The 25,333-nt window shown below is 73.0% G+C and carries 23 protein-coding genes; 3 read left to right on the top strand and 20 right to left on the bottom strand.

The genetic code is table 11. From position 1 onward, the window contains the following. Positions 1-25 precede the first annotated feature (25 nt). Entirely contained in the window at positions 26-988 is a 963-nt protein-coding gene (locus AB0F40_RS07145; protein WP_357465429.1) for a zinc-binding dehydrogenase, read from the top strand. A 56-nt stretch (positions 989-1,044) separates the two neighbouring features. On the opposite strand, the gene AB0F40_RS07140 is transcribed toward AB0F40_RS07145, so the two are convergent. From AB0F40_RS07140 to AB0F40_RS07065, 16 genes are all read right to left on the bottom strand, one after another. Further along, a complete protein-coding gene (locus AB0F40_RS07140; RefSeq protein WP_357465496.1) occupies positions 1,045-2,523 on the bottom strand; it encodes a DUF222 domain-containing protein in 1,479 nt (492 codons plus the stop codon). Positions 2,524-2,761: 238 nt separating this feature from the next. Beyond that, a complete protein-coding gene (locus tag AB0F40_RS07135; RefSeq protein ID WP_357465428.1) occupies positions 2,762-3,364 on the bottom strand; it encodes an AAA family ATPase in 603 nt (200 codons plus the stop codon). Between the two features lie 30 nt (positions 3,365-3,394). Then, positions 3,395-4,246 (bottom strand): CoA ester lyase, encoded by an 852-nt coding sequence (locus tag AB0F40_RS07130; RefSeq protein WP_357465427.1) that lies wholly within the window; start codon positions 4,244-4,246, stop codon positions 3,395-3,397. Continuing rightward, entirely contained in the window at positions 4,243-5,451 is a 1,209-nt protein-coding gene (locus tag AB0F40_RS07125) for a CoA transferase (RefSeq protein ID WP_357465426.1), read from the bottom strand. The genes AB0F40_RS07130 and AB0F40_RS07125 overlap by 4 nt, the downstream gene beginning before the upstream one ends. Beyond that, positions 5,448-7,529: an SUMF1/EgtB/PvdO family nonheme iron enzyme gene (locus AB0F40_RS07120; RefSeq protein ID WP_357465425.1), complete on the bottom strand. Its 2,082-nt coding sequence runs from the start codon at positions 7,527-7,529 to the stop codon at positions 5,448-5,450. The genes AB0F40_RS07125 and AB0F40_RS07120 overlap by 4 nt, the downstream gene beginning before the upstream one ends. Continuing rightward, positions 7,526-8,503, bottom strand: coding sequence for a ribokinase (locus AB0F40_RS07115; RefSeq protein WP_357465424.1), 978 nt, complete (start codon positions 8,501-8,503; stop codon positions 7,526-7,528). The genes AB0F40_RS07120 and AB0F40_RS07115 overlap by 4 nt, the downstream gene beginning before the upstream one ends. Next, the gene (locus tag AB0F40_RS07110) at positions 8,500-9,891 is read right to left on the bottom strand and encodes an ADP-ribosylglycohydrolase family protein (protein ID WP_357465423.1); all 1,392 of its coding nucleotides are present in this window, start codon (positions 9,889-9,891) and stop codon (positions 8,500-8,502) included. Before AB0F40_RS07110 ends, AB0F40_RS07115 begins: the two co-directional genes overlap by 4 nt. After that, entirely contained in the window at positions 9,888-11,081 is a 1,194-nt protein-coding gene (locus tag AB0F40_RS07105) for an ADP-ribosylglycohydrolase family protein (protein ID WP_357465422.1), read from the bottom strand. The genes AB0F40_RS07110 and AB0F40_RS07105 overlap by 4 nt, the downstream gene beginning before the upstream one ends. Before the next feature lie 65 nt (positions 11,082-11,146). Continuing rightward, positions 11,147-12,424 carry a sugar ABC transporter substrate-binding protein gene (locus AB0F40_RS07100; protein WP_357465421.1) on the bottom strand — a complete coding sequence of 426 codons (1,278 nt, stop codon included), beginning with the start codon at positions 12,422-12,424 and terminating at the stop codon, positions 11,147-11,149. 38 nt (positions 12,425-12,462) lie between these two features. Further along, positions 12,463-13,302, bottom strand: a complete 840-nt coding sequence (locus AB0F40_RS07095; protein WP_357465495.1) for a carbohydrate ABC transporter permease — start codon at positions 13,300-13,302, stop codon at positions 12,463-12,465. 3 nt (positions 13,303-13,305) lie between these two features. Continuing rightward, positions 13,306-14,268: a sugar ABC transporter permease gene (locus AB0F40_RS07090; RefSeq protein ID WP_357465420.1), complete on the bottom strand. Its 963-nt coding sequence runs from the start codon at positions 14,266-14,268 to the stop codon at positions 13,306-13,308. Beyond that, positions 14,265-15,329: a LacI family DNA-binding transcriptional regulator gene (locus AB0F40_RS07085; RefSeq protein WP_357465419.1), complete on the bottom strand. Its 1,065-nt coding sequence runs from the start codon at positions 15,327-15,329 to the stop codon at positions 14,265-14,267. The genes AB0F40_RS07090 and AB0F40_RS07085 overlap by 4 nt, the downstream gene beginning before the upstream one ends. Before the next feature lie 276 nt (positions 15,330-15,605). Next, positions 15,606-16,808, bottom strand: a complete 1,203-nt coding sequence (locus AB0F40_RS07080; RefSeq protein WP_357465418.1) for an MFS transporter — start codon at positions 16,806-16,808, stop codon at positions 15,606-15,608. A gap of 26 nt (positions 16,809-16,834) precedes the next feature. After that, positions 16,835-17,854 carry a GTP-binding protein gene (locus AB0F40_RS07075; RefSeq protein WP_357465417.1) on the bottom strand — a complete coding sequence of 340 codons (1,020 nt, stop codon included), beginning with the start codon at positions 17,852-17,854 and terminating at the stop codon, positions 16,835-16,837. Continuing rightward, complete coding sequence (locus AB0F40_RS07070; protein ID WP_357465416.1) at positions 17,851-18,609, bottom strand: class I SAM-dependent methyltransferase; 759 nt, start codon at positions 18,607-18,609, stop codon at positions 17,851-17,853. Before AB0F40_RS07070 ends, AB0F40_RS07075 begins: the two co-directional genes overlap by 4 nt. Before the next feature lie 41 nt (positions 18,610-18,650). Next, a complete protein-coding gene (locus AB0F40_RS07065) occupies positions 18,651-19,292 on the bottom strand; it encodes an NAD(P)-binding domain-containing protein (RefSeq protein WP_357465415.1) in 642 nt (213 codons plus the stop codon). Between the two features lie 59 nt (positions 19,293-19,351). On the opposite strand from AB0F40_RS07065, the gene AB0F40_RS07060 reads away from it, so the two are divergent. Beyond that, positions 19,352-19,993, top strand: a complete 642-nt coding sequence (locus tag AB0F40_RS07060; RefSeq protein WP_357465414.1) for a TetR/AcrR family transcriptional regulator — start codon at positions 19,352-19,354, stop codon at positions 19,991-19,993. A 7-nt stretch (positions 19,994-20,000) separates the two neighbouring features. On the opposite strand, the gene AB0F40_RS07055 is transcribed toward AB0F40_RS07060, so the two are convergent. From AB0F40_RS07055 to AB0F40_RS07040, 4 genes are all read right to left on the bottom strand, one after another. Further along, positions 20,001-21,098 carry a Gfo/Idh/MocA family oxidoreductase gene (locus AB0F40_RS07055; RefSeq protein ID WP_357465413.1) on the bottom strand — a complete coding sequence of 366 codons (1,098 nt, stop codon included), beginning with the start codon at positions 21,096-21,098 and terminating at the stop codon, positions 20,001-20,003. Beyond that, a complete protein-coding gene (locus AB0F40_RS07050; RefSeq protein ID WP_357465412.1) occupies positions 21,095-21,832 on the bottom strand; it encodes a sugar phosphate isomerase/epimerase in 738 nt (245 codons plus the stop codon). Before AB0F40_RS07050 ends, AB0F40_RS07055 begins: the two co-directional genes overlap by 4 nt. 100 nt (positions 21,833-21,932) lie before the next feature. Continuing rightward, positions 21,933-23,279, bottom strand: coding sequence for a carboxylesterase family protein (locus AB0F40_RS07045; RefSeq protein WP_357465411.1), 1,347 nt, complete (start codon positions 23,277-23,279; stop codon positions 21,933-21,935). A gap of 128 nt (positions 23,280-23,407) precedes the next feature. Beyond that, positions 23,408-24,316 (bottom strand): LysR family transcriptional regulator, encoded by a 909-nt coding sequence (locus AB0F40_RS07040; protein WP_357465410.1) that lies wholly within the window; start codon positions 24,314-24,316, stop codon positions 23,408-23,410. 102 nt (positions 24,317-24,418) lie between these two features. On the opposite strand from AB0F40_RS07040, the gene AB0F40_RS07035 reads away from it, so the two are divergent. Further along, the gene (locus AB0F40_RS07035; RefSeq protein WP_357465409.1) at positions 24,419-25,291 is read left to right on the top strand and encodes an aldo/keto reductase; all 873 of its coding nucleotides are present in this window, start codon (positions 24,419-24,421) and stop codon (positions 25,289-25,291) included. Positions 25,292-25,333: the final 42 nt, after the last annotated feature.

The raw sequence follows: 25,333 nt of genomic DNA, 5'->3' as shown, positions 1-25,333 counted from the left end.
CAGCGAGCAGCACAGGAGACGAACGATGCGAGCAGTGACGATCGAGCGATTCGGCGACCCGAGCGGCATGACGGTGACCGACGTCCCGGTGCCGACCCCGGGGCCCGGGCAGGTGGTGATCGAGACCGAGGCGATCGGGGTGGGTGGCGTCGACGCCGTCATCCGTCGCGGGACCCTCGCCGGGTACGGCTTCACCACGGGCCTGATCCCCGGCAGCGAGGTCGCGGGGACGGTGACAGCGGTCGCCGCCGACGTCGACAGGTCGTGGCTGGGCCGACGGGTGTGGGCGTTCACGGGCACCGGCGGTGGCTACGCCGAGCAGGCGCTCGCGCAGGTGTCCGACGTCGACGCCCTACCCGACGAGCTCTCGTCGATCGACGCGGTGACCCTCGGGAGCTCTGGGCCCGTCGCGCACTTCGCGCTCGCCCACGCGCACTTCGCGGCAGGCGAGTCGGTGCTCGTCCGCGGGGCGGCGGGCAGCATCGGCATCCCGGCCGTCGAGCTGGCGGCCCGCGGTGGCGCGAGCGCCGTCGCGGTGACGACGTCGTCGCCCGAGCGCAGCGCGCGGCTCCGTGAGCTCGGGGCGACCCACGTGCTCGACCGCTCCGGCGACGGCGGACCGGACGCGCCGGGGTCCTACGACGTGATCATCGACATCGTCGGCGGACCGGACACCCCGGAGTTCATCGACCGGCTCGCACCGAACGGGCGCCTGGTCGTCGTCGGCGCGATCGCCGGCATGCCGCCCGCGGACTTCGGCAAGCGGCTCATCAGCGCGTTCCAGCAGTCCCGTTCGGTCGCGACGTTCAGCCTCGACACCATCCCCACATCGGACCGCGACGCGGCCAGGGCCGACCAGTTCGCCGCAGCGACACGGGGTGAGCTGCACGCCGTCGTGCACGACGTCCTGCCACTGGACCAGGCCGCCGACGCGCACCGGCAGATGGATGCCGGCACGGTGTTCGGGCGGGTGGTCCTCGTGGCCTGACGGTTGATCGCGTGCCAACCCCCGCACGCGTTCAACAACTCGATCACGGTGATCGCTTACGCCCTGGTTCCGGGCATCGTGTGAGCAGGACTGTGCCCCCACGAGATGTCGGCACGGCCGCTCCGGCGACGAGCTCGTCGTCGCGATCTGGGCCGGTAGGTGATGGTGGTGTTGCGGGGCCTGGTGTGGCACCCGATCGAGTACCGGCTACGTGGGATGCGGCCGTTGCCGGGTGGGCCCATACCGACCGCTGGGGTCCACCCCGGTGGGGTCTCGCGGATCGGTTCGGGTGGTGCGGGTGCTACGGAGACATAGGTGTGCCCGGTAGGGGTGATCGTCTCCACACCGTGCCGGCCGTCGACCTCAGTGGTCTTCTGCCGCCAACCGGGTGCCTGCTTCGCGTGATTGCACCGCGCACACAGGCCCTGACCATTGGCCAGGCTGGTCTCGCCCCCCTCGACGTGCGGCACGACGTGGTCGAGGTGCCGCACGGGCGCATCACACCACGACGACGCACAGATGCCCTGCTCCCGGGCACGCAGCAGCACGGCCAGGCCCTGCGGGTGGAACCGTGACACCGACGTCGTCGCCAGCAAACGCCCGTGCGGGTCGACATAGATCGCACGCAGCCAGGCGGCGTCCGCGTCGATCCCGTGCGCCACGAGATTGCGCGCCACCGGGGCCGGGACCGTGCCCGCACCCCCTGGCATGCCCTCCGGCACCACGGCAGGCTCGTCACCACCGGCGAGCAGCGTCTGGTCCGAGACCAACAGATTGATCGTCACCGGCACGTCATCGGCCGTGCCGGGTTCGCGGCCGGTGACCCGCTCGATCAGGGTGTCGGCCATGATCTGCCCCGCACCGCGCTCATCCCCCGTGGCCTTGGCCGCCTTGGCGTGCGCGGTGAGCTGGGCGTAGGCCTGCACCCCCTGCGCCATCGGGACCAGCGCGGTCAGGTAGACCATCAGATCAGGTGCCGGACGCACCGACACGCGCCGCTCCGTGACGGCCTTCGCGTTCCGCTTCACGCACGCGTGCACGTCGAGCTGTCCGGCGAGCTCCTTGATCCGCGCGACCAGCCGCTTGGTACCCATCCCGGCCAGGACCGCCCGGCTTCTCGGGCCGCAGAGCTGCTCGTCGATCCGAGCCCGATGCTCCGCCGTCAGGTGAGATGTCTCGCGCACCAGGAGCGTCGCGCGCCACTGCGACAGGACACCCGTGCGCAGGGCGTCGAAGGTGTGCGGCATCTGCGTGACCCACGCCCGAGCCGTACCCAGGAACGCCCCGCCCGCGTGCGGGCTGACCTGCATCGCCGCACCGACCTGGTTCGGCACCCCACGGCCTCGCCGCTCGGCCCGGAGGCCCTGCCCGGCCTCCTCGGACCGGGTCGCCACGTCCAACGCCACCGCCAGCCGGCCCTGTGCCGCGGCCACGGTGTTCTTCACCGCCTCGAGCTCACCGAGCAGGTCCACCCACTCGGCCTGCGCCCGCTTCGACACGGACGACGCCGTGTCGGTGCCACCTGGCAGGACCATGCCCGCCAGCAGCTCGCGCAGCGCCCGGACGTCCGCCGCACGCACGACCGCCCCGTCGCCGATGGGCAGCACCGAACCGGGAGGCCGGTCGCCCACCCGAGGTGCACCCATCACTGAAGTCATGCCACCACCTTATGGCACACCTGTTCGCACCGCGCGTCGAACGACCCCGATCTGCCGACAGCAGAAACCAGGCCGGTCGCGACCACCCGCACGAGGGAAGACCGACCACCGGGCGTCACCTCTGAATGGCCCCCTGTGCTCGCAACGCATCCTCCGGCACCACGGCCCGCCGCGCGGCCTCCGCAACGATCACGTCGGCCGTCTCCTCCGGCGTCTGCTCTCCCGAGTCGAGCCACCAGCCAAGGTCACCCAGCTCCCGCTGCTGGTTCCGCGCCAAGGGAGCGAAGTCGTAGTCCACGCGCGTCTCTACGGCGCGGGTCGCGTTCCGGTGCCGCGCCACCTCCAGCGGCGGGCACAGCACCACCAGCATCAGGGGTCGCGCCCGCAAGCGCCGGGCGATGAAGCTCAGCTCCGCGCGTGTCTCGACCACCGAGTCGGCGACCGGCGTGAACCCGGCCTCAGCGAAGTTGTCGGCCACGGAGCACAGGTTCACCATCCGGAGCCGTAGCTGGCGTCGTCCCTCGGGTCCGGGAGCCCAGCGTCCGTCGTCGTCGAGCATGTTCGCCCGGCCGCTGACCAGCATGATCCCGAACACGTCCCCGTCGACCTGCGCTGCTCGTGGCAGCCGCTCGGCCACCAGCCGCGACACAGTGGTCTTCCCCGCCCCGGGCGTCCCGGTGATCAGCAGGCAGCCGGCCAGTGTCTCTCGATCGGTCACCTCGCCACCCTCGCACCGCGCGGCAAGCCTTTATCCGGAGGAGGCCAGCTCCAGCACCCACCGCGCCCGCTCCACCATCGCCACGTCGAGGAACGTCCCGTCCGCCAGCGCCACGGCGCCCACACCGTCGACGGCGGCGGTCCCGACCCGCTCCAGCACGTCTCGCGCCGCGGAGACCTCGTCGGCAGAAGGCAGGTAGGCAGCCCGGATCGTGTCGAGCTGCCCCGGATGGATCGCCGTCCGGCCGCTGAAGCCGAGCCTGCGCCCGGCACGGCACGACGCCGACAGCCCGTCGAGGTCCCGCACGTTGGTGTACGCCGACATGTGCGGCGACGGCAGCCGCGCCGCCCGAGCCGCGACGACGACGCGGCCGCGCGCCCAGGTGAGCCCCTCGTCGCCGTCGACCCGCAGGTCGGAGCGCAGGTCCGCCTCCCCCAGCCCCAGCGACGCGACCTGGGCCGACGCCGTCGCCAGCTCGAACGCCCGCTCCACCCCGAGCGCCGACTCGACCAGCAGGTGCAGCGCCCGCCCGGGCAGCGCGGCAGCGAGCGCCCGCACCTCGTCGACGGACTCGACCTTGGGCACCCGTGCGCCGACGCCCACGGGCAGCGCCGCGACCATCGCGACGTCGTCCGCGTGCCACGACGTGCTCGGGTGGTTGATCCGCACCTGGACCGCACGGCCGGACCCACCGGAGAGCAACCTCGCCACGTTCTCCCGCGCCTCGCTCTTGCGCGACGGCGCGACGGCGTCCTCCAGGTCGGCCAGCACCACGTCGGCCGACGACGCCAGGGCCTTGGTCACCCGGTCGGGCCGGTCGCCCGGCACGTACAGCAGGGTCAGGGGCGTGCGACCGCCCGCAGGCTCAGGAGGACCACTCATACCGCCCCCTCCTCCCGCAGCTCGGCCACCCGCTCGGGAGAGAACCCCAGCTCACCGAGCACGAGATCCGTGTCCGCGCCGTGCGACCGGCCCGTGAACTGGATGACGCCGTCGTTCTCGGAGAGCCGGAACAGCGGCCCCTGCATGAGCATCGGCCCGAGCTCGGGGTCGTCGATCTCGTGGAGGGTGCCCAGCGCCTGGAACTGCGGGTCCTCGACGATGTCGCGCGCGTCGTAGACGGGGGCCACCGCGGCCTGGGCCGCCTCGAACGCCGCGACCACCTCGTCCCGCGTCCGACGCCGGATCCAGCCACCGACCGCCTCGTCGAGCTCGTCCGCGTGCCGCGCCCGGTCGACGCCGCGCGCGAACCACGGCTCGTCGACGAGGTCGGGCCGGCCCACGAGCCGCACCACGCGTTCGGCGATCGACTGGGCCGACGTGGAGACCGCGACCCAGTGCCCGTCGCTCGTGCGGTAGGTGTTGCGGGGCGCGTTGTTGCTGGACCGGTTGCCGGTCCGGGCCTGCACCGTGCCGAGCTGGTCCCAGCGGGTGATCTGCGGCCCGAGCATCGCGAGGATCGGCTCGACGATGGCCGTGTCGACCACCTGGCCGCGGCCGGTGCGCTCGCGCGTGGTCAGCGCCGTCATGATCGCGAACGCGGTGGCGAGCGACGCGACGCCGTCGGCCAGGCCGAAGGGCGGCAGGGTGGGCGGGCCGTCGGGCTCGCCGGTCATCGCCGCGAACCCGCTCATCGCCTCGGCGAGCGTGCCGAAACCCGGGCGGGCGCGGTACGGCCCGACCTGGCCGAACCCCGAGACCCGCGCGAGCACGAGGCGCGGGTTGCGGGCCGACAGGTCGTCGTAGCCGAGGCCCCAGCGTTCGAGCGTGCCGGGCCGGAAGTTCTCGATCACCACGTCCGCCTGCTCGGCGAGCGCCAGGAACACCTCGCGCCCGCCCGGTGTCCCGAGGTTCGCGGTGATCGTGCGCTTGTTGCGCCCCAGCGTCTTCCACCAGAGGTTGACGCCGTCCTTCGCGGCCCCGTGCGTGCGCGACGGGTCGGGCTTGGCCGGGTGCTCCACCTTGATGACGTCGGCCCCGAGGTCGCCCAGGTGCATGGCCGCCATCGGCCCTGCGAACAGGGTCGAGGCGTCCACGACACGGAGGCCGGCCAGGGCACCGTCGGCGGGGTCGCGGGACACGGTCACGCGGTCGCCTCCCCGTGCGTGGCCGACGCCGGCGTGGCCGACGCCGGAGCGAGGTCCCACGCGCACCGGAACCCGACGGTGGCGCTCCGGGCGAGCCCGAGGCCCGGCAGCAGGTACTTGACCGAGTAGTCCGGCGCGTGGCGCCCGCCCTCGATGTACCAGTCCGAGTCCTCGGCGCGGTAGTCGCTGCCGCCCTTGAGCATGACGAACCGGGTGCGACCGTCGCTGTGCTCGCTCTCGGTCCAGCTCCAGACGGCGAGCCCGGGCCGGTCCACCCCGAACAGCGCCGGACGTGCCTCGCCCGCGAGCTGCCACTCGTCCTCGGTGGGCAGCCGGCCGCCGCGCCAGGCGCAGTACGCGCGGGCGTCGTCGAGGTCGACGAAGGTCACCGGGTGCTCCTCGGTACCGGCGGAGGGGTGGCCATCGGCCCAGTGCGCCAGGAACCGGTGCGGCTCCGCGGGTGCGTAGCCGGTGGCGTCGAGGAAATCGGCGAACTGTGCGTTCGTCACCTCGTTCGCCGCGACGGCGACGGGCGCCGCGAGGACGCCGTCGCGCTGCAGCGTGCGCGCGTCGTGCAGGCGCGGCGGGAGCGGCTTCCACTCGTCGACGTACGGCGCGCCCTGGTACATCCCGGTTTCCCGCGCGCGGTGGCGCACGGTCAGCACGTACGCCCCCTGCGGCACGACGACGGGGTCGCTCGTATCGGTTGCGGCCACCCCGGTGACTTGTGCGTCTGACAGGTCCGCGGGGCCGACGCGGCGGGCGAGCCGGTGCGGGAACCGCGGGTCGGGGTCGTGCGGCGCGTCCGTGAGGGTGTCGAGCAGGCCGGGCAGCCACGCGGGCTCCGCGGCGTCCGCCGCCACGTGCAAGAGGGCCGCGATCCCGCGTCCCGGCACGACGGCGTCGGCCGTGCCCGCGTCGGTGAGCGCCACCAGCCGGCCGGCCGCACGCTCCGGGGCGCCGGCGGCCAGCACCCGGCCGGTGTAGTCGGCCTCGCCGCGGTTCACGAGCGTCCAGAGCGTCACGCCGTCGAGCTCCCACCGGGAGGCGTACACCCCGGCGGCCTCCGCCTCGGCGGCGAGCGGGGCCAGCGGCGTCCACTCGCCGTCCAGCAGCAGGTCACCGGCGGCGCGCTGGACGGTCACCAGGCGGCGTACGGTCGCGGCGTCACGCCGGGACCAGCCCACCCACACCCCGAACACGACCTCCCACACCATGACGCCCACACCGTTGAGCCATGCGGACTGCAGCTCCTCGGAGTGGTCGCGGTGCCAGCGCCGCACATGGTGCTGCATGTGGCGACGCTCGTACCAGTGCGCGCGCAGCACACCGGGCACGGGCGAGTCGGCGAAGAACTGCGCCCAGGACGACGAGTGGTCCTCGATGCGTTCGACCGCCAGCTTCGACTCGCCCTCCAGGACGATTCCCGGACGCGCCTCCTCCAGCCGCGCGACCAGCTCCGGCTCGGCCTTCTTCAGGGTGTCGAGGAAGACACCGTCCGCCCCGAGCTCGCGGACCACGGCGGCCAGCTCGGTCACGTCGTCGGCGCCGCGCCGGGTGCCGACGTCCCACGGGTTGTAGTCGACGAACACGTGCAGGTCCGCCTCGTGCAGCGTGTCCACCAGGCCGGACAGGCCGGGCACGTCGCGGTAGAAGTCCCACTGGTTGCGGTCGTCCAGCCCGATCACCGGGTACGCGTGCCACAGCACGACGGCGTCCAGCCCGCCAAAGCGCTCGCCGGCGTCGGCCAGGAACCGCTCGGGCGTGAACCGCCCCTCCTCGAACGAGTAGAGCAGCTCGTCCCACAACCAGACCTGCGCCACCGTGGAGCAGCGCGCGGCCCACGCGGCCTCGGGCCGGGCGTACGCGGCGCCCGTGTAGCTGTGCCGGTCGCGGGCGTCCGCCCGCCAGGCCCGCAGCGTCTCCCGCCAGGCGGGCCGGTCGGCCGGGTCGGCAGGCCCGGAGAAGATCTTCGCCTCGTCGAGGGCCGCGCTCTGCTCGGGAGTCAGCGGCCCGACGGCGACCTCGGTCGGCCGGTCGATCGGCCGCGGGACGAGGGGGTCGAACGTGTACGTCATGGTGCCTCTCTCAGTTCTTCGGCCAGCGCGGCGACGTCGGCGGCCTCCGGCACGGCGTCCTGGGCCCCCGGCCGGGTGACGGCGAGCGCCCCGGCCGCCCCGGCGAGCCGTGCGGCGTCGGCGAGGTCGGCGTCCCGGGCGAGGGCGGCCGCGAGGACTCCGCAGTAGGTGTCGCCGGCTCCCGTGGTGTCGACGGCGGTGACCCGGGCGGCGGGCACGCGCACGGCGGGGACGCCACGTCGGGCGACGAGGCTGCCCTGGCCGCCGAGCGTGACGACCACGGCGCGCACCCGGCGGAGCAGTGCCGCCGCGAGCGCTTCCGGCGCCGTGTCCGCCGGACCGCCGCCGTCGGCGGCCCCGGCGGCGCCGGACGACGAGCCGGCCACCAGGTCGGCGGCCTCGTGCTCGTTGACGACGAGCACGTCGAGCTGTTCCCACAGCTCGTCCGGCAGCTCGCGCGAGGGCGCGGCGTTGAGGACGAACAGCGCCCCGTCGCGGCGCGCGCGGGCGGCCGCGACCACGCTCTCGAGCGGGATCTCGAGCTGCGCGAGCACGACGTCGGCGGCGATGGTCCGGTCCTTCTGCGCCGCGCCGATGTGGACGTGCGAGTTGGCTCCTGGTGCGACGACTATCGCGTTCTCGCCGTCGGGCGACACGGTGATCAGCGCCGTGCCGGTCGGGGTGTCGACGCGCTCGACGATGTCGGTCCGGACGCCCGCACCCTTCAGCGAGACGAGCAGCAGCTCGGCCGACTCGTCCCGGCCGAGCGCGCCGACGAATGTGGTGTCCGCTCCCCCGGCACGTGCCGCGCCGACGGCCTGGTTGGCGCCCTTGCCACCCGGCGAACGGCGCAGGTCGCCACCGAGGATCGTCTCGCCGCCCGAGGGGTGCCGTGGGACGTCGACGACGAGGTCGACGTTCGCCGACCCGACGACGACGACCCGGCCCGCCGCCTGGTTCCGTCCGGCACTCATGCGGTACGCCCGGACTGCCCCGCGAGGGCGACGGTGCGCGCCGCGAGGTCGGTGATGCGCTGTGAGCCGCCCGGGAGCGACGTGGCGATCCGCCCCTGCAGGGGCCGGGTCCACTGCTCGCCGATGCCGGTGACCCCGCGCAGGGCGCCGACCACCCCGCCGACGGTCGCCGCCGCCGAGTCGGTGTCCCAGCCGGCGGTGACGGCGATCGAGACGCTGGGCCCGAACTCGCCGCGCCCGGCGCTGAGCGCGAACGCGATGACCGCCGCGTTGTTCAGCACGTGCACCCAGTGCAGGTGCCCGTACTCGGCGTGCAGCCGGTCGAGACCGGCCCGGACGCCCGCCTCGCTCCCGTCGCAGTCCCCGCCGAGGGTGCGTCCGAGCCGCACGGCGGCGGCCAGCCGGCTCCCCGGCGGCACGACCGAGCCCGCGGCGTCGAGCACGTCCTCCACACCGTCGGCGACCATCGCGGCCGAGGCGAGCCCCGCCGCCCACTGTGCGCCGTAGGTGCCGTTGCGGGTGTGGCTGAGCCGGGCGTCGGTCCAAGCGAGCCGGGCCGCCTCGCGGACGTCGCCCGGTGCCGTCCAGCCGAGCAGGTCGGTGCGGATCAGCGCACCGATCCACTCGCGGAACGGGTTGTCGTGCGTCGCCGTCTCGGGCACCGGCCGCGCGTCCAGGATGTTCCGGTAGGCCGCGCGCTCGGCCGTGAAGGTGCGGCCAGCGGGCAGGTTGTCGAGCCACAGCCGCGCGACGTCGTCGGTGGTGAACCCGCGGCCGTGCCGCTCCAGGAGGGCGAGCGCGAGGATCGGGTAGTTCAGGTCGTCGTCCTCCGGCATGCCGTCGATGTTCTCCTCGAGCGACGTCGGCGCCGACCGGCGGTTCCAGGGCCAGCGCGCCGCGACGTCGTCGGGCAGCCCGGCAGCCGTGAAGTACCGCCGCAAGGGCCACCGGCCGGTCGACCGGAGGATCTCCTCGATGCCCTCCCGGGGGATCTTCTCCACGGGCTTGCCGAGCACGCACCCCGCCGCGCGTCCGGTCCAGGCGCCCTGCACGCGAGCGGCGTACGCGGCGTCGGGCCCGCCGGAGCCGAACGGCCGCCTGGGCAGCACCGGAGCGGGCGGCAGCAGGGCCTCGATCTCGTCCCACTCGTCCGGTTCCTCCGGGGCCGACGGCGCCGGCCGGGCGTCCAGCTCCTCCAGCAGCGACCGCGCCAGGGCGCGGAGCTCTGGCGACGCGGGGACCGGCCCGGCGCCGCTCACCGCCGGCGTCGGGTCGCCGCCTGCCGCGACCCAGCGGTCGCGGACATCGGCCACGTCCTTGCCCTCGGCCGCCGCCTGCACGAGCTCGTGCGCCAGCAGGTCCTCCGGCTGGGCCCAGGTCAGCCTCATGCGGGGTCACCCGCCACCGCGGCACCAGCCACGTCCGGGGCGACGGCGTCGAGCGCCGCCAGGCGGCCCAGGGCCCGCTCCCGGTCGGCGCGCAGGATGTCGGCAGCGGCGGAGGCCATGAGCCGGCCGGTCTCCCGGACGTCCATCTTGCTGGCGGCCTCGATCTCGTCGAGCCACTCCACGGGCACGACGCCGCTCCCGCCGAGCCCCGCGGCGACGGCGCCCGCCATGACCGCGATCGAGTCGGCGTCGCGGCCGTAGTTCACGGCGGCGAGCACCGCGCCGCGGTAGTCGCCGCGGTGCGCGATGAGCAGCCCGAGGGCGACCGGCAGCTCCTCGATCGACTTGGTGCGCGAGGGACGGCGCGCGTCCATCGACATCTGCCGGTACTCGGGGCCCACCGAGTCGTAGGGCGCGACGGTCTCCCGGACGAGACGCGCCAGCTCGCGCTTCTCGTCGTCGGTCCGGGGCGCCGTGGCCCACCCGTCGAGGGCGTCCACCACCGCGCGGAGCGCTGCGGCGGTACCGTCGTGCGCGACGTCGAGCGCCGCCGCGACGACGTCGTCGAGCGTGGCACCCGGGGCGACGGAGGCCGCGACCATCGCCGCGAACACCCCCGCCGCCTCGCGCCCGTAGCTGGACTGGTGGGCACCCGTGAGGTCGATCGCCTCGGCGTAGGCGCCCCGCGGGTCACCCGCGTTCACGAGCCCGACCGGCGCGATGTACATCGCGGCCCCGCAGTTGACGACGTTGCCGACACCGGCCTCACGCGGGTCCACGTGCCCGTAGTGCAACCGCGCCACCAGCCACTTCTCCGCGAGGAACACCCGCTGGAGCAGCAGCGCCGTCGACTCGAGCTCGGGGATCCACCGGGGCTCGCCGATCATCAGCGGCACCAGGTCCTCGGCCATCGCGTACGCGTCGAGGTGCGCGCGCCGCTTGGCGTACACCTCGACGAGCGCCCTCGTCATGAGGGTGTCGTCGGTGATGTGCCCGTCGCCCTTGTGGTACGGCGCGATGGGGCGCGCGTCCTGCCAGTTCGGGTACCAGGGTCCGACGATGCCGCGCACACGGCCCCCGTGCCGCTCCTCGATCTGCTGCGGTGTCCAGCCCTCGGTGGCGCCACCGAGCGCGTCCCCCACAGCGGCACCGGTGATCACGGCCACCGTCCGATCCTCTAACCAGCTCACGGCTACGCTCCTTCGTCGTTACTCGGTACACGTCGTTCTTCGGCACGCCCTACGGCACGGCCTGGTTACTGCGTGATCTCGTCCCAGCCGTTCGTGAGCTGGTCCGCCAGCTCCGCCTCGTCGGTCTCCTGCGCGAGGTAGCGCTGGTAGGCCGGGGTGGCCACCGTGTCCTTCCACTGCGCGTAGGAGTCGACGAAGAGGTACGGCGCGGAGACGAAGTTCTGCCCCGAGGCCAGGATGGTCTCCCACCCGTTCTCGTCGCCGAGCTCCTCCGCCAGGAGCTCCTGCGCCGACGTCGTCGCCGGGATCAGCGCGTCCGCCTCGTTGAGCGCGGCGAGGTGCTCCGTCTGCGTGAAGAACTCGATGAACTCGGCCGACTCCTCGACGTGCTCGGAGTCGATGTTGACCGACAGCGTCTGCGGGTTGGCCGCCTGCTGCGGTCCTTCCGGCCCTGCCAGCGGCGGCAGCGCCATCCAGTCGAGGTCCTTCGGTGCGTCCTTGGCGATGTTCGCGGCCTGGTAGGAGCCCTGCACGGTCATCGCCGTCTGCCCGGCGTAGAAGGAGGCGATGGCCTCGGAACCGGACTGCGTCATGGTCACCGGCAGGATCGACTTGTCCTCGTACGCCATGTCGTGCACCAGCTCCGGCAGGGCCATCTCGCCGTCGTCGACCGTCAGGGTGGCGTCCTCGCCGGTGCCCTCGAAGTACGTGCCGCCGAACCCGGGGGCCAGCGACATGAACGCCGCCGTCGGGCTCGACAGGCCCCAGCCGAGGCCGTAGACCTCCTCGCCGTCCGTGGTGGCCTTGGCGATCTCGCGCAGCTCGTCCCACGTCATGGTGTCGCCGGTCGGGATCTCCACCCCAGCGTCCTCCAGGAGCGTGCGGTTCGCGAACACGATGTACGACTGCAGCTCGGTCGGGTACGCGATGAGCTGGTCGTCGACCGTCACGGAGTCGAGGATGCCCTCGGGGATGTCCGCGCGGCGCTCGTCCGACATGAGGTCGGTGAGGTCGGCGAGGTAGCCGTCGCGCGCGAAGGACACGATGCTCGCGGCCTCGTAGTGAATGATATCGGGCGCGGCTCCGCCGTTGAACTGGGTGATCAGCTTGTCGTAGACGCCGTCCCAGCCGGCCGGGACGATCTCGACCTGGACGTCCGGGTTCTCCTCGTTCCAGTCCGCGACGATCGACTCCGTCTCGGCGATGGCCGCCGGCTGGTCCGACAGGGCCTGGAACTTCAGCGTCACCGGGCCGTCGTCGCCCCCGTCCCCGCTCCCGCAGGACGCGAGCAGCGCGGTGGTGATCGTGAGGCATGCGGCGATGGACACTCCACGAGTCTTCATGGGTCTACCTTTCGTCAGAGATGGTGCTGGGCGGGCGGTCATCCCTTGACCGCCCCGGCCATGAGGCCGCCGGTGAGCTTCTTCTGCATGATCGAGAAGAAGACGATGCTGGGGATCGCGGCGAGCACCGAGCCCGCGGCGAGGGGTCCGAGCGCGACCTTGCCCTCGCCGCCGATGAACGTCGACAGCGTGATGGGCAGGGTGTAGTTCTCGGGCGACTGGAGCAGCACGAGCGCGAAGAAGAACTCGTTCCAGGAGGACACGAAGCTGAACATCGCCGTCGCGACGACGCCGGGGGCCAGCAGCGGGAAGACGATCCGGCGCAGCACGACCAGGCGGTTGCCGCCGTCCATCGCCCCAGCCTCCTCGAGGTCCACGGGGATGGCTGCCACGTAGCCCTGGAGCATCCAGAGCGCGAACGGCATCGTGTAGGTGGTGTGCACCAGGGTGAGGCCGACGAGGCTGTCCGTCAGCCCGATGGTCCGCAGGATGAGGAACAGCGGCAGGATGATGAGGATCACCGGGAACACCTGGCTCACCAGGATCCAGCCGACGCCTGCCACGCGGATCGCGCCCTTGAGCCGTGCCAGCACGTAGGAGGCGGGCAGGGCGATGAGGATGACGAGCGCCGTGGAGGCGAGCGCCACCAGGGCGCTGTTCCCGGCGGAGCTGACGAGGCCCTGGCGGGCCAGCGCCTCGGAGTAGTTCGCCCAGTGCCACTCCTGCGGCAGCAGGTTCACCACGAGCGAGTTGAGCTCGGCGGACGACTTGACCGACGCCGAGATGAGCCACAGCAGCGGGAAGCCGAGGAAGACGATGTAACCGGCCAGCGCCACGTACTGGGCGGGGCGGACCAGCTGCTGGGCAAAGACGCGCATCACTCAGCCCTCCTTTCTTTTCGTCTCGAAGCGGTCGTCGCGGAACTGCGACCGCAGGTAGACCGCCAGGAGCAGGACCACCACGACGACGAGCACGACGCCCATCGCGGCGGCGTACCCGATGTTGCGGTTCTTGAACGCCTCCAGGTAGGTGAACAGCATCGGCAGCATGGTGCGGCCCCCTGGCCCGCCCTCGGTCAGCACGTAGACCAGGGAGAAGGAGTTGAAGTTCCAGATGAAGTTCAGCGACGTGATCGAAGTGATGATCGGCCGCAGGCTCGGCAGCGTCACGGCCGTGAACCGGCGCCACGCCCCGGCGCCGTCGATCGCGGCGGCCTCGTGCAGCTCGGCCGGGATCTGCTGCAGCCCGGCCAGCAGCGTCACGGTGGTCTGCGGCATACCGACCCAGACGCCGACGACGATGACGGCGGGCAGCGCGGTGGAGAAGTCGGCGAGCCAGTTGATGTCGTCCGGCAGGCCCAGCGAGCCGAGGAACGCGTTGAGCGGTCCGGCGTTGGGCGAGTAGATCATCTTCCACATGATCGCCACGACGACGGGCGGCATCGCCCACGGGATGAGGGCGAGCACCCGGGTGAGCGACTGCAGGCGCAGACCGGAGTTGAGCAGCTGCGCCAGACCCAGTGCCGCGATCAGCTGGAGGAGCGTCACGGAGATGGCCCACGTCATGCCGATGCGGAACGAGTCCCAGAAGAACGAGTTGCCCATCAGCCGCGTGAAGTTGTCGATGCCGACGAACTGGTAGTCGGGGCGGCGGACGAGCTCGGCGTCGGTGAACGCCAGGAGCACGCCCATGAGGAGCGGCGCCACGGAAAGCACCAGGATCGGCAGCAGGGACGGCATCACCAGCGCCGCTGCCTCGCGGCGCCGGGCCCGGTCCAGGCCGGTCGGACCGCGGCGGCGTCCTGGTCGGGGCGCCGGCGGCCGGCGTGAGGCGAGGACGGTCATCGTGCGCTCTTCTCCTTCGAAGCGGGCGGGCCGGCGACGTCGGCGGCGCGCGGTGGGGCGGTGGACTCGCGCACGACGAGGTGCGGGCCGATGGCGATCTGCTGGGCGGGCTCGACGACGTCGCCGACCCGGTCCAGCACGAGCTGTGCGGCTGCGCGGCCACGGTCGGCCGACCCGAGCGAGACGCTGGTGAGGCTGGGCTGGAAGACGCGGCCGATCTCGGTGTCGTCCATCCCGGTCACGGCGAGGTCGCGGGGCACGGACAGGCCCAGCTCCCCCGCGGCCCGGATGACGCCGATGGCGAGCAGGTCGTTGGCGGCGACGACGGCGTCGAAGGGGCCGACCTCCGGGTCGCGCGCGAGGAGGCGGCGCGCGGCGGCGAGCCCTGCGGCGACGGTGAAGTCGTCGGCCCGCTCGGTCTCCGTGTGGTCGCCGGCGAACGTGGTCGCGCTGGTCGCGGCGTCGAACCCGCGCTGGCGTGCGGCGCCCGGCGTGGTGTCGAGCGGGCCGTTGACGAACCCGATCCGGCGTCGGCCGATCTCCACGAGGTGGGCGACCGCCTGGCCGAGGCCGGCCGCGGAGTCGGTGGAGACGGAGTCGATGTTCTCGAGCGAGCGGCCGATCACGACGACGGGGACCGGTGCCTGCCGGATGGCTTCCACGAGGGCGTCGTCGGTGCGCAGGGGGCTCACGATCAGCCCGTCGACGAACCCGCTGCCGAGGCTGCGGACCAGGTCCACCGTGGTGCCGACCGTGGGGCCGGTCGACATGACGACCACCCGGTAGCCGTGGGGCGCGAGCACCTCGTGGATGGCGGTGAGCATCTCGACATAGACAGGGTTGCCGATGTCGGCGACGGCGAAGGCGATCTGGAAGGTCCGCTTCATGCGCAGCGACCGGCCGATCACGTCGGGGCTGTAGCCCAGCTCGGCGGCCGCCGTACGGACGCGATCCACCATGGCCTGGCTCGCTCCCGTGCCGTGCAGCGCCCGAGAGGTCGACGCGAGCGAGACCCCGGCGCGCTCCGCCACCTGCATCAGGGTGGCGCGTGATGACGACACTGTCACTCCACTTCGTCGTGAGCTGTTGTTCCGGTGGAACTGGTTCTGTTCTGGAAACGTTTCCAGTTTCTGGATGAGCACTGACTGGAAACGTTTCCGGTGATGGTCGTCAGTGTGGCACCAGCCCGGAGCACCCGTCAAGCAGCCGACGCGCGGAGGCGCCGGCCGAGCTCGAGTGCGGCCCGATGAGTTGTCATGCCGGCGGGATGAGTTCGGTCGGACGGGATGAGATCGGTCGGTTGACTGACCGATCTCATCCCATCCGACCGAAGTCACTCACTCCGGGGTGGCTCGCCGGCCGGCTCCCCCCACCAGGGCCGCCACCGCGACCGCCAGGCACAGCCCGGCGGTCGTGAGCAGGCCCACGGGGAACCCCGCACCGGCCGCGATGAAGCCGACGACGAGCGAGCCGAGGCCCGTGCCGGTGTCGAACCCGATGTTCCAGACCGCGCTCGCGATGCTCCGGTCCCGGTCGGGCACCGCGGCGAACGCCGTGACCAGCGTCAGGTTCTGCAGGCTGCCGTAGGCCACGCCCACGACCGTCATGCCCGCCACCAGCACCGCCGGGCCGGGGCCGGCCTCGGTGAGCGACCAGGCACACAGCGCGAGGCCGGCGGCGCAGAGCACGAGGAGGGGCGGGATGAACCGGCTCGGCCCGAAGCGGTCGGCCGGCCCGCCGACGAGCCAGCGCGACAGCGCAGCCGCAGCGGTGAACCCGAGCAGGCCGAGCACCGCGACCGTCGAGCCGTGCCGGAACTGCGGGGCGAACGTGAGCAGGGCACCTCCGGGCGTGGTCACCGCGAGCAGCACCAGCGAGGGCAGCGCGAGGGCCAGGAGCATCCTGCCGCGTCCGGGCCGGGCCTCGTCACCGGTGTCGAGGCCACCCGAGGCTATGTCGTCGAGGCGTCGGCCCAGGGCTGCGGCGAAGGGCACAGCGAGCGCCGGAGCCGCACCGAGCACGAAGACCACGCGGAAGTCGATCGACTCGGCGATCCAGGCGGCACTCGGCACGAGGAACAGCTGCGGGGCGGCGACGGCGAGCCCGTAGACGCCGATCGCGCGCCCGCGCCGGGTGGCGTCGACCAGCGAGGCGACGGCGCTCGCACCGCACACGGTGAGGATCGCGAACCCCGCGCCGCGGACGGCGGACACGGCCAGGATCCCGGCGAGCTGGTCGGTGAGCATGAGCGCGAACGAGGGCAGGCCGAGCAGGAGCACCCCGGTGATGAGCGTGGCGCGCCACCCCCACCGGCGCAACGACCACGGCACCGTGGTCTGGACGGCGACGGTCGCGAGCATCAGCACGGCGTTGACCAGGCCCGCTCCACCCTCGTCCGCGCCGCCGCGCGTGGCCCAGAGAGGCGCCGTCGGGAGCAGGAGCGCGTAGCCGGCGAAGCCGAACAGCGACATCCAGAACAGCGCCCGCATCCCGGGTACGCGCAGCATGGGCAGGTCGGGGTCCGTCGGCGTCGTGCTCACGTGACCTCACCCTACGGCCGGGCCGCTCAGTCGCTGAGCCGCCGGTAGCGCTGGAGCCGGGCGAAGCCCCGGGCATCCGACCCGGCGGACGGCGCCAGCGCGTGCGCCAGCCGTTCGCGGACGTGCGCGACGTCGAGGTGCATGCCGATCGCCACGAGCTCGCCCGCGCCGTCGCCGTCGACCCGCCGGCTGGCCACGTGCACCGAGCGGCCCACGACGTTCACGACGTAGCCGCGCAGGCTGCGGCCGGTGTCGACGGCGACCCGCCCCTTCATCCGGTACGCGCCCGCCGGCGGCTGCTCGAGCAGGTCGATCAGGCGCCCGGGGCCGACCGGGCCGGTCGCGGTGACCGTGACGGCGTCGGCATGCTCGTGGTCGTGCTCGCGACCGTCGCGGAGCAGTGCGGCGAGCGGGAGCTGGTCGGGCGGGTCCTCGGCGGACGCCGCGTCGTAGACCAGGGCCGGGTCCACACGCCCGTACGAGGTGCGCACCACCTGGGCGGCGGGGTTGCGCTCGTGGACCCTGGCCTCGATGCGCTCGAGCGTCCGCTCTGCCTCGCCGGCGGGCAGGCGGTCGGTCTTGTTGACGACGACGAGCGACGTCACCGCGTACCGCGCGGGCACATCGCCCCCGTCGTCGACGGTGCCGAAGTGCTCGACGGCGTCGACGACGTCGACCACTCCCCCTGGCCGCACCCGCTCGACGCCGCTGAACCGGATCATGCGGGACAGCGTCAGGGGGTCTGCGATGCCGCTGGCCTCGACGAGGACGACGTCCAGGCCCAGCCGGGGGTGGGTGAGCTTCTCGAGGGCGTCGTCGAGCCCGCCGGCGTCGGGCAGGCAGCACAGGCAGCCGCCGGCGATGGACGCCGGCTCGTCGATCTGGCCGGTGACCAGGCCCGCGTCGACGTTGACGTCGCCGAAGTCGTTGACGATCACACCGACCCGCGCGCCCGGCTGCTGCAGCAGGTGGTTCAGCAGCGTGGTCTTGCCGGCGCCGAGATGCCCGGTGAGCGTCACCACGGGCACGCGTCCGGTCGCGTTCATCGCCACGACCGCGCCACCGCCCAGCGGAAGGCGTTCACGAGCCGGTAGGTGCCGTCCGGGCCGCGGAACGGGGCCGCTGCGGCGACCACGACCGGGGCCAGGTCGGCGATCGTCGACGAGTCCTCACCGAAGAGGATCCCGCGCACCAGGTCCGTGTCGTGCCGCGCGGTCCAGGGGACGGGCACGACGCCGCCGTCGAGCACGTCCCAGCCGGCGCCCCGCAGCAGGTCGGTGAGACCGCCCTCGACCCGCAGCGGACCGTCGTCCGGCGGCTCCTCCTCGTCGGCCGCGGCGAGCGCGCTGTTGATCACGTCCAGGTCGTTCCGCCCGCGCTCGGCCCAGCCGGCGAGGCCGATGGTCCCGCCAGGCACCAGGACGCGCGCGGCCTCGGCGAGGGCACGCTCCTGGTCCTCAGTGAGCTGCAAGGCGTTCACGGCGAGCAGCGCGTCGAAGGCGCCGTCGTCGAACGGGAGCTGCTCGAAGTCACCGAGCCGCACGTCCGAGCCGATCGCGCGCGCCCGCGCGAGCTCGGCCATCCGGGACGCCGGGTCGACGCCGGCGGGCCGGGCCCCTCGTTCCTGGAGGTGCTCGAGCAGCTCGCCGGTGCCGCAGCCGACGTCGAGCACCCGGGTGCCGGACCCGATCGCCGCGGTGGTCAGCAGCGGCTCCCACACGGGCCGCGCGAAGCCGCCCCAGTAGCGGCCCCAGTCGTCGGCGACGCTCGACCAGGGATCGTCGCGGTGCGTGCTCGGCATCGCACGACAGTAACCGAACCGCGAGGCGGGTTCAGCGCGGATCAGACGATGCGCGGTGCCTTGGCCAGGTTCGCCTCGAGCTCCTCGGCGTTCTGGCGCACGACGTAGGCCGGCCGGTCCCGCTCGACGCGCCAGGACTCGCTGAGCGGTCCGACGTCGACGGTGTCGAAGCCTGCCTCGTCGTAGAACCGGGTGACGAGGTCGACCGCCTCCGGGTGGTCGCTCGCCGTCGCGAGGGCCCTGCGGTCCTTCGTGCCCGCCGGGCTCCCGTCCGTGGTGATGGTCGGGGCGGTGATGTGGTTGAACGCCTTGACGACCTTGGAGGTGGGCAGGTGCTCCTGCAGCAGGCCGGACGTCGTCGCCTCGCCCCGGTCGAGCGCCTCGATGCGGCCGTCGCGCTCCCAGTAGTAGTTGTTCGCGTCGAGCACGATCTTCCCTGCCAGGGGCTCGACCGGGACGTCGCGGTAGGCCTTGAGCGGCACCGCGACGAGCGCGACGTCGGCCGCGGCCGCCGCCTCCTCGGCCGTCGCCGCCCGGGCCCGCGGGCCCAGCTCCGCGACGAGGTCCGCGAGCGTCTCGGGGCCACGCGAGTTCGCGATCACCACGTCGTTGCCCTGCGCGATGGCGAGGCGCGCGACCTGGCTGCCGATGTTCCCTGATCCGATGATACCGAAGGTGCTCATAGGGTCGGCAACCTCGGCACGGGCCGGTGCATTCCGACCGGCTTCGTACCATGGCGTCCATGGCGAACAGCGAGGCGGGATCCCGCGGGCGGTCGTACCGGAAGGGCCCGGAGCGGCGCGCGCAGATCCTCCTTCGTGCCATGGAGCTGTTCGCCGAGCGCGGCGTGGGCGCCTCGCTGCGCGCGATCGGCGAGGCGATCGGTGTCTCGCACGCCGCGCTGCGCTACTACTTCGCCAACCGCGACGAGCTGCTCGTCGAGGTCTACCGGGCGCACGAGTCCCAGGTTCATGAGGCGCAGGCGCGGGAGCGGTCGGCGGCGGAGGCGGTCTCCGCGGTCGCGGTGATGGAGTGGAGCGCCGAGCGCAACCGCTCGATCCCCGGGCTGGTCGAGCTGTACGCGACGCTCACCACCGACGCCCTGCAGGAGCAGCAGCACCCGGAGACGCGCGAGTTCGTGCAGGCCCGGTACCGGCGCGTGCGGGCGGATCTCGCCGAGCGGGTCCGCACCGGGCAGCGGTCCGGCGCGATAGCCGCCGACGTCGACCCGGAGGACGCCGCGGCCCTGGTCGTGGCGGCGTCGGACGGCCTGCAGCTGCAGTGGCTGCTGGCGCCCGACGCCGTCGACGTCCGCCGCTCGCTGGAGCTGCTGGAACGGCTCCTGCCCGGTGGGGGGACGCCCGGGCCAGGACAGCGCGGCTGACCCGCGGTCACGCCTGGCGGAAGGGGTCCCAGCCGTCCGGCAGGGGCGCCACCGGCCCGACGGCGGAGTCGATCTCGACGGGCTTGCCGCCGTCCGCCGCGTCCCGGACCGCGAGCAGGATGTCCAGGACGTGCGCAGCGACCGCCCCGGACGCGCGCTCGGTGCGGCCGTCGCGGATCGAGCGCACCAGGTCGACCACCCCGGCGCCGCGGCCGAGGTCGGGCCCGGTCGCGGGGAGCGTCGTCGGCTCCTCGGCTCCGTACCGCCACAGGGTGGAGTCCCCGCCGAACTCGTTGGGGTCCGGCAGGCTGATCGTGCCCTCGGTGCCGTTGATCTCCACGAACCCGTCCCGGTGCAGCGCGTGCTGGAACGAGAACGTCGACTGCGCCGAACGCCCGGGGCCGAACTCGATCAGCGCGGCGTGGTGCGTCGGGACCAGCACGTCGAACACCTCGCCGACCCGGGGACCGCTGCCGATGGTCCGGGTCGGGCGGGAGGTGGAGGCGACCGCGTGGACCCGCGTCGCGGACCCGAAGACGTGCACGAGCGTGGTCACGTAGTAGGGGCCCATGTCGAACAGCGGGCCCCCGCCGAGCGCGAACAGGAAGTCAGGGCTGGGGTGCCACGATTCCGGGCCCGGCACGTGGAACATCGTGGTCGCCGTCAGCGGCTCCCCGATGTCGCCGCGCGCGATCGCCCGGAGCGCGGTCTGGATGCCGGCGCCCAGCACCGTGTCCGGGGCGCACGCGACGCGCAGGCCGCGCGCCTCCGCGTCGGCCAGCAGGGCCGACGCCGCGGCCCGGTCGAGGGCGAGGGGCTTCTCGCTCCACACGTGCTTCCCCGCGGCCAGGACGCGGTGCCCGACGTCGGCGTGCACCGCGGGGACCGTGAGGTTCACGACGACGTCGATGTCCGCGCGGGCCAGCAGCTCGTCCACGCCGCCCGACGCCTGGACGCCGTGCGCCTGGGCCTGCGCGGCGGCGCGCGTCTGGTCGAGGTCGGCGACGAAGCGGACCTCGACGTCGGGGAACCGGGTCAGGTTCGCCAGATACTGGGTCGAGATGTTGCCCGCGCCGATGATGCCGACGCCCGCCGCGCGGCTCATCGGTCGTTCTCCGTCAGCCAGGCGAACGACTGCGCGATGCCCGCGAACACGTCACCCGCGTACGCGTCGAACTCGATCACCCGGATCGCCTGCGGGGCGGCGGCCAGGATCGCCCGCACGTCGACCTCGCCCGAGCCCGCCGGCCGCTGCGCGTCGACGTCGCCGTCGAGCGTGCCGTCCTTGACGTGGATGAGGCGCACGCGATCGCCGAGCGCGGCGAGCAGTGCCGGGGTGTCGGCGCCGCCGACGCCGGTCCAGTAGGTGTCGATCTCCAGCACCACGGCGGGGTCCAGGTGCTCGGCGAACAGCTCCAGCGCGTGCCGGCCCTCGATGCGGGTGCTCAGCTCCCATTGGTGGTTGTGGTATCCGAGCTCCAGGCCGCGCTCGGTGGCCAGCGCCGAGAGCCGGTTCAGGCGCTTCGCGAGCTCGGCCACCTGCTCCGCCGTCTGCCAGTGCTCGGCCGGTACGTACGGGTCGATGACGGTGGCCATGCCCAGCGTGACCGCCGCGTCGAAGATCGCCTCAGGGTTGTCCGAGGCGAGCACCGGCGCATGCCCGGACGGCGCCGTCAGGCCGGCCGCGGCGAACGCGCGCCCGTACTCCTCGGCGCGCTCGTGAAAGTCGTACGGCTCGACGTGCTCGAGCCCGATCTCGGCCAGGCGGGCAGCGGTGCCGTCGAGGTCTTCGGCGACGGCAGCCTGGACCGAGTAGAGCTGTACGGATGTTGCCGGCATGGGGAACCCCTTCGTTCGACCTGACGTCTCGTCGGCCGCCCCGTCGCGACCGCATCCGATCGTACTCAGAAATTCTTACAGTGGAAGGTTTTTGGTGATGTCAGTCGGGCGGAAAGTCGATCGTGTCGTTCGCCGGGACATCTGGCACCGCCCCGGTACGGGCGAACTCGGCCCAGACCTGGCGCACGACGCGACCCCGGCGATCCACATCGGCCCAGTCGGCCGACCCGAGCAGCGCCGCGCCTGCCCAGGCGTCGCGCGTACCGAGCAGGAGCGGCAGGTCGGTGAGGTGCGCGGCCCCGTAGCCGTTGTTCTCCGGCCGCCAGGTCATCCGGTACCGATGGGCACGACCGCCCGCGGCCCGGTGCCGAGCGACGAAGTGCTGGGCAGGTGTCTCGTACATGCTGCGGGTCGACGGCGTCACGATCAGCCGCCGTGCGAGCCCACCGACCACGGGCAGCCGGAACAAGCTCCCGAGTGCCGGAACGAGAGCCACGATGACCGCTGTCTCCTCCAGCGTGGAGCCGATCAGGACATCGACACGCGGAGCTGCCTCTCGCCACGCCCGGTCCATGTCGGCGGCGTCCGGCACGGGCGCGAACCCGGCCTGCACCCCGAACGGCATTCGGCTCGCCGCCCCGAACCCTCGTGCGGCTCGCTCCGCGGCCGGCTGCAGCGCGAGGATCTCGCCGACCGGGACGCCCCGCGACAGCACCCCGACCGCCTCCAGCATCGCCGCTGTCATCGCTGCCCGGTTCATGGTGACGCCCAGCGGAGCGCTCTGCAGGACGGCCCGCCGGAACAGGCCCTCGGCACCGTCGCTGATCATGAGGTGCGCGATGGCGTCCGCGCCCGAGGACTGACCGAACACGGTGACCAGATCGGGGTCGCCACCAAAGGCAGCGATGTTGTCACGAACCCAGCGCAGCGCCACGAGCTGGTCGAGCAGGCCGAGGTTCGCCTGCACGTCGGCTCCGTCGCCGAGGAAGCCGAGCATCCCGAGCCGATAGGTGACGGCAACGACCACCACCCGCTGTTCGGCCACCAGAGCGCGCGGGTCGTAGTGGACGAGGTCCCCGGCGCCGGCGACGTTGCCACCGCCATGGATCCAGACCAGCACCGGCAGGCGCTCGCCATCGCCGAGGTCGGCCGGAGCGGTGACCGACAACCGCTGACAGCTCTCCTCCGTGCCGAGATCGTCGCCGCCGATCAGCCGGTCGAACAGCTTGGGCGGCAGCTGTGGCGCGGCAGGAGCGCGCCAGAGCGCGTCGATCGGCTCTCCGGACCGCGTGACCTGGACAGGAGGGGCGAACCGTGCCGCCTCTGCGTACGGAATGCCGAGCGCCCGCACCACCTCGCCGTCGGCCCGGCCCACGACGACTCCCGCCTCGAGCCTGAACCGTCGCACCGTCGTGCCAGCATCCGGACCGCCATCACCCGCCGTCATGCGGCCAGGATAGGTGGAGGACCTCCAGGCCCTCCGGCGGTCCGTCCTGAGAATGACTTCGGGTACCGATCCGAGCGCGAATCGGTACCCGAGGTCGTTCTCGAGGCGGACTGTCGCGGAGTCCCGACTCAGTCAGCGGCGACAGCCGAGCCCGCGGGTACGGGGGCGTCGGTCAGGAGCTCCAGCAGGTGCGGGGACGGGGAGTCCTGGCGGTCCGAGGCCGTCACCACCGAGACCACCCAGTCACCGGCGCCGTCCGGCGCGACGGGCACCGCCACGAGCCGGGCGGCCTGCGGCTTGGCCGCGACGTGCCGCGGCACGAGTGCGACGCCGAGCCGGCGGTCGACCAGGTCGAGCAGCGTGTGCACGTCGTTGACGGTGAACCGTACGCGGCGGTGCACGCCGTGCGCGCCGAAGGCGTCGTCGTTCATCCGGCGGATCGCCCAGGACGGGTGGAAGTCGATGAAGCTCTCCCCGCCGAGCTCGTCCCGGTCCACGGCCAGGCGCAGGGCGAGCGGGTGCTCCGGCGGGCACAGGAGCACCACCGGCTCCTGCCCCAGGACGATGCGCGGCAGCACGCCGACGTGGTGAGTGGTGGCGACGAACGCGGCGTCGAGGACGCCGTCGCGCAACCCTGCCAGCAGCTCGTGCGAGCCGGCCTGCGTGAACGCGATCTCCACCAGCGGGTAGCGGCGGTGGAACCGTTCGAGCAGGGAGCCGACGTCGACGAAGCCGAGGCACTGCTCCGACCCGACCCGCAGCGTTCCCGCGAGCTCGCGGGAGACCTGGACCACCGCGTCGCGCGCCTCCGTCGCCGAGGCGAGCATGCTGCGGGCGAAGGGCAGCAGCGCGAGGCCGGCCTCGGTCGGCTGGACCTTGCGCGTGGTCCGGGTGAACAGCTTGGTGCCCAGCTCGACCTCGAGGTTGCGGATCGCCGCGGACAGCCCGGACTGGGAGACGCCGGTGATCTCGGCGGCCCGGGTGAACTGCCGCTCGTCCGCGAGGGCGACGAGGTACTCCATCTGACGCAGTTCCATTGATCAGTACCAGTTCTAGGAATGATTTTTCGCAGTTGTTGGACTTCTAGGTTATCGGTTCCTAGTCTCGGTTCGAACCCGTCGCGACACGAGGAGTTACTCATGCAGCACCGCACCATCGGCGGCCGGGCCGTCTCCGCGATCGGCCTCGGCGGCATGCCGATGTCCATCGAGGGACGCCCCGAGACCGAGCGCTCGATCGCCACGATCCACGCGGCCCTCGACGCCGGCGTCACCCTCATCGACACCGCGGACGCCTACCACCAGCACGCGGACGAGGTGGGCCACAACGAGGAGCTCATCGCCTCGGCCCTGCACTCCTACGGTGGTGACACCTCCGGCGTCCTCGTCGCCACCAAGGGTGGGCACCTGCGTCCGGGTGACGGCTCCTGGACCAAGGACGGGCGGCCCGAGTACCTGAAGGAGGCCGCGAAGGCGTCGGCCAAGCGGCTCGGCGTCGAGGCCATCGGCCTGTACCAGTTCCACCGGCCCGACCCGAACGTCCCCTACGGCGACTCGGTGGGTGCGATCCGGGACCTGCTCGACGAGGGCGTCATCGAGATGGCCGGCATCTCGAACGCGAGCCCCGACCAGATCCGCGAGGCCAACGACATCCTGGGCGGGCGCCTCGTCTCGGTCCAGAACCAGTTCTCGCCGCGGTTCCGCTCGTCGCTGCCCGAGCTCGAGCTGTGCGCTGAGCTGGGCATCGCGTTCCTCCCCTGGAGCCCGCTCGGTGGCATCGCCCTGGCGCGCTCGGGTGAGCTCGGCGCGGAGTACGCGGCGTTCCTCGAGGTAGCGAAGGCGCACGGGGTCTCGCCGTTCCGCGTGACGCTCGCATGGGAGCTCGCGCTCGCTCCTGTCGTCGTGCCGATCCCCGGGGCGTCGCGACCGGAGAGCGTCCACGACTCCGCGCAGGCGGCGACCCTGACGCTCACCGACGACGAGGTGGCGCGGCTCAGCGCGGCCGGCGTCTGAACCGCGGACATCCCGACGAGAACGCGAAGACCCGCGCAGGAC

Origin of the sequence: Promicromonospora sp. NPDC023987 (assembly GCF_040639055.1) — a bacterium.
Taxonomy (GTDB): domain Bacteria; phylum Actinomycetota; class Actinomycetes; order Actinomycetales; family Cellulomonadaceae; genus Promicromonospora.
The sequence above is the reverse complement of the archived record's forward strand: the minus strand, read 5'-3'. Positions and strand labels throughout refer to the sequence as shown.

Coding starts and splice junctions, on each gene's coding strand:
- AB0F40_RS07115 (WP_357465424.1), bottom strand. CDS start 8,503: ATGAGTGCCGGACGGAACCAGGCGGCGGGCCGGGTCGTCGTCGTCGGG.
- AB0F40_RS07140 (WP_357465496.1), bottom strand. CDS start 2,523: ATGGTCCTGCCAGGTGGCACCGACACGGCGTCGTCCGTGTCGAAGCGG.
- AB0F40_RS07120 (WP_357465425.1), bottom strand. CDS start 7,529: ATGACGTACACGTTCGACCCCCTCGTCCCGCGGCCGATCGACCGGCCG.
- AB0F40_RS07110 (WP_357465423.1), bottom strand. CDS start 9,891: ATGAGGCTGACCTGGGCCCAGCCGGAGGACCTGCTGGCGCACGAGCTC.
- AB0F40_RS07045 (WP_357465411.1), bottom strand. CDS start 23,279: ATGACGGCGGGTGATGGCGGTCCGGATGCTGGCACGACGGTGCGACGG.
- AB0F40_RS07145 (WP_357465429.1), top strand. CDS start 26: ATGCGAGCAGTGACGATCGAGCGATTCGGCGACCCGAGCGGCATGACG.
- AB0F40_RS07055 (WP_357465413.1), bottom strand. CDS start 21,098: ATGAGCCGCGCGGCGGGCGTCGGCATCATCGGCGCGGGCAACATCTCG.
- AB0F40_RS07095 (WP_357465495.1), bottom strand. CDS start 13,302: ATGCGCGTCTTTGCCCAGCAGCTGGTCCGCCCCGCCCAGTACGTGGCG.
- AB0F40_RS07070 (WP_357465416.1), bottom strand. CDS start 18,609: ATGCCGAGCACGCACCGCGACGATCCCTGGTCGAGCGTCGCCGACGAC.
- AB0F40_RS07130 (WP_357465427.1), bottom strand. CDS start 4,246: ATGAGTGGTCCTCCTGAGCCTGCGGGCGGTCGCACGCCCCTGACCCTG.
- AB0F40_RS07090 (WP_357465420.1), bottom strand. CDS start 14,268: ATGACCGTCCTCGCCTCACGCCGGCCGCCGGCGCCCCGACCAGGACGC.
- AB0F40_RS07075 (WP_357465417.1), bottom strand. CDS start 17,854: ATGAACGCGACCGGACGCGTGCCCGTGGTGACGCTCACCGGGCATCTC.
- AB0F40_RS07060 (WP_357465414.1), top strand. CDS start 19,352: ATGGCGAACAGCGAGGCGGGATCCCGCGGGCGGTCGTACCGGAAGGGC.
- AB0F40_RS07065 (WP_357465415.1), bottom strand. CDS start 19,292: ATGAGCACCTTCGGTATCATCGGATCAGGGAACATCGGCAGCCAGGTC.
- AB0F40_RS07035 (WP_357465409.1), top strand. CDS start 24,419: ATGCAGCACCGCACCATCGGCGGCCGGGCCGTCTCCGCGATCGGCCTC.
- AB0F40_RS07040 (WP_357465410.1), bottom strand. CDS start 24,316: ATGGAACTGCGTCAGATGGAGTACCTCGTCGCCCTCGCGGACGAGCGG.
- AB0F40_RS07050 (WP_357465412.1), bottom strand. CDS start 21,832: ATGCCGGCAACATCCGTACAGCTCTACTCGGTCCAGGCTGCCGTCGCC.
- AB0F40_RS07100 (WP_357465421.1), bottom strand. CDS start 12,424: ATGAAGACTCGTGGAGTGTCCATCGCCGCATGCCTCACGATCACCACC.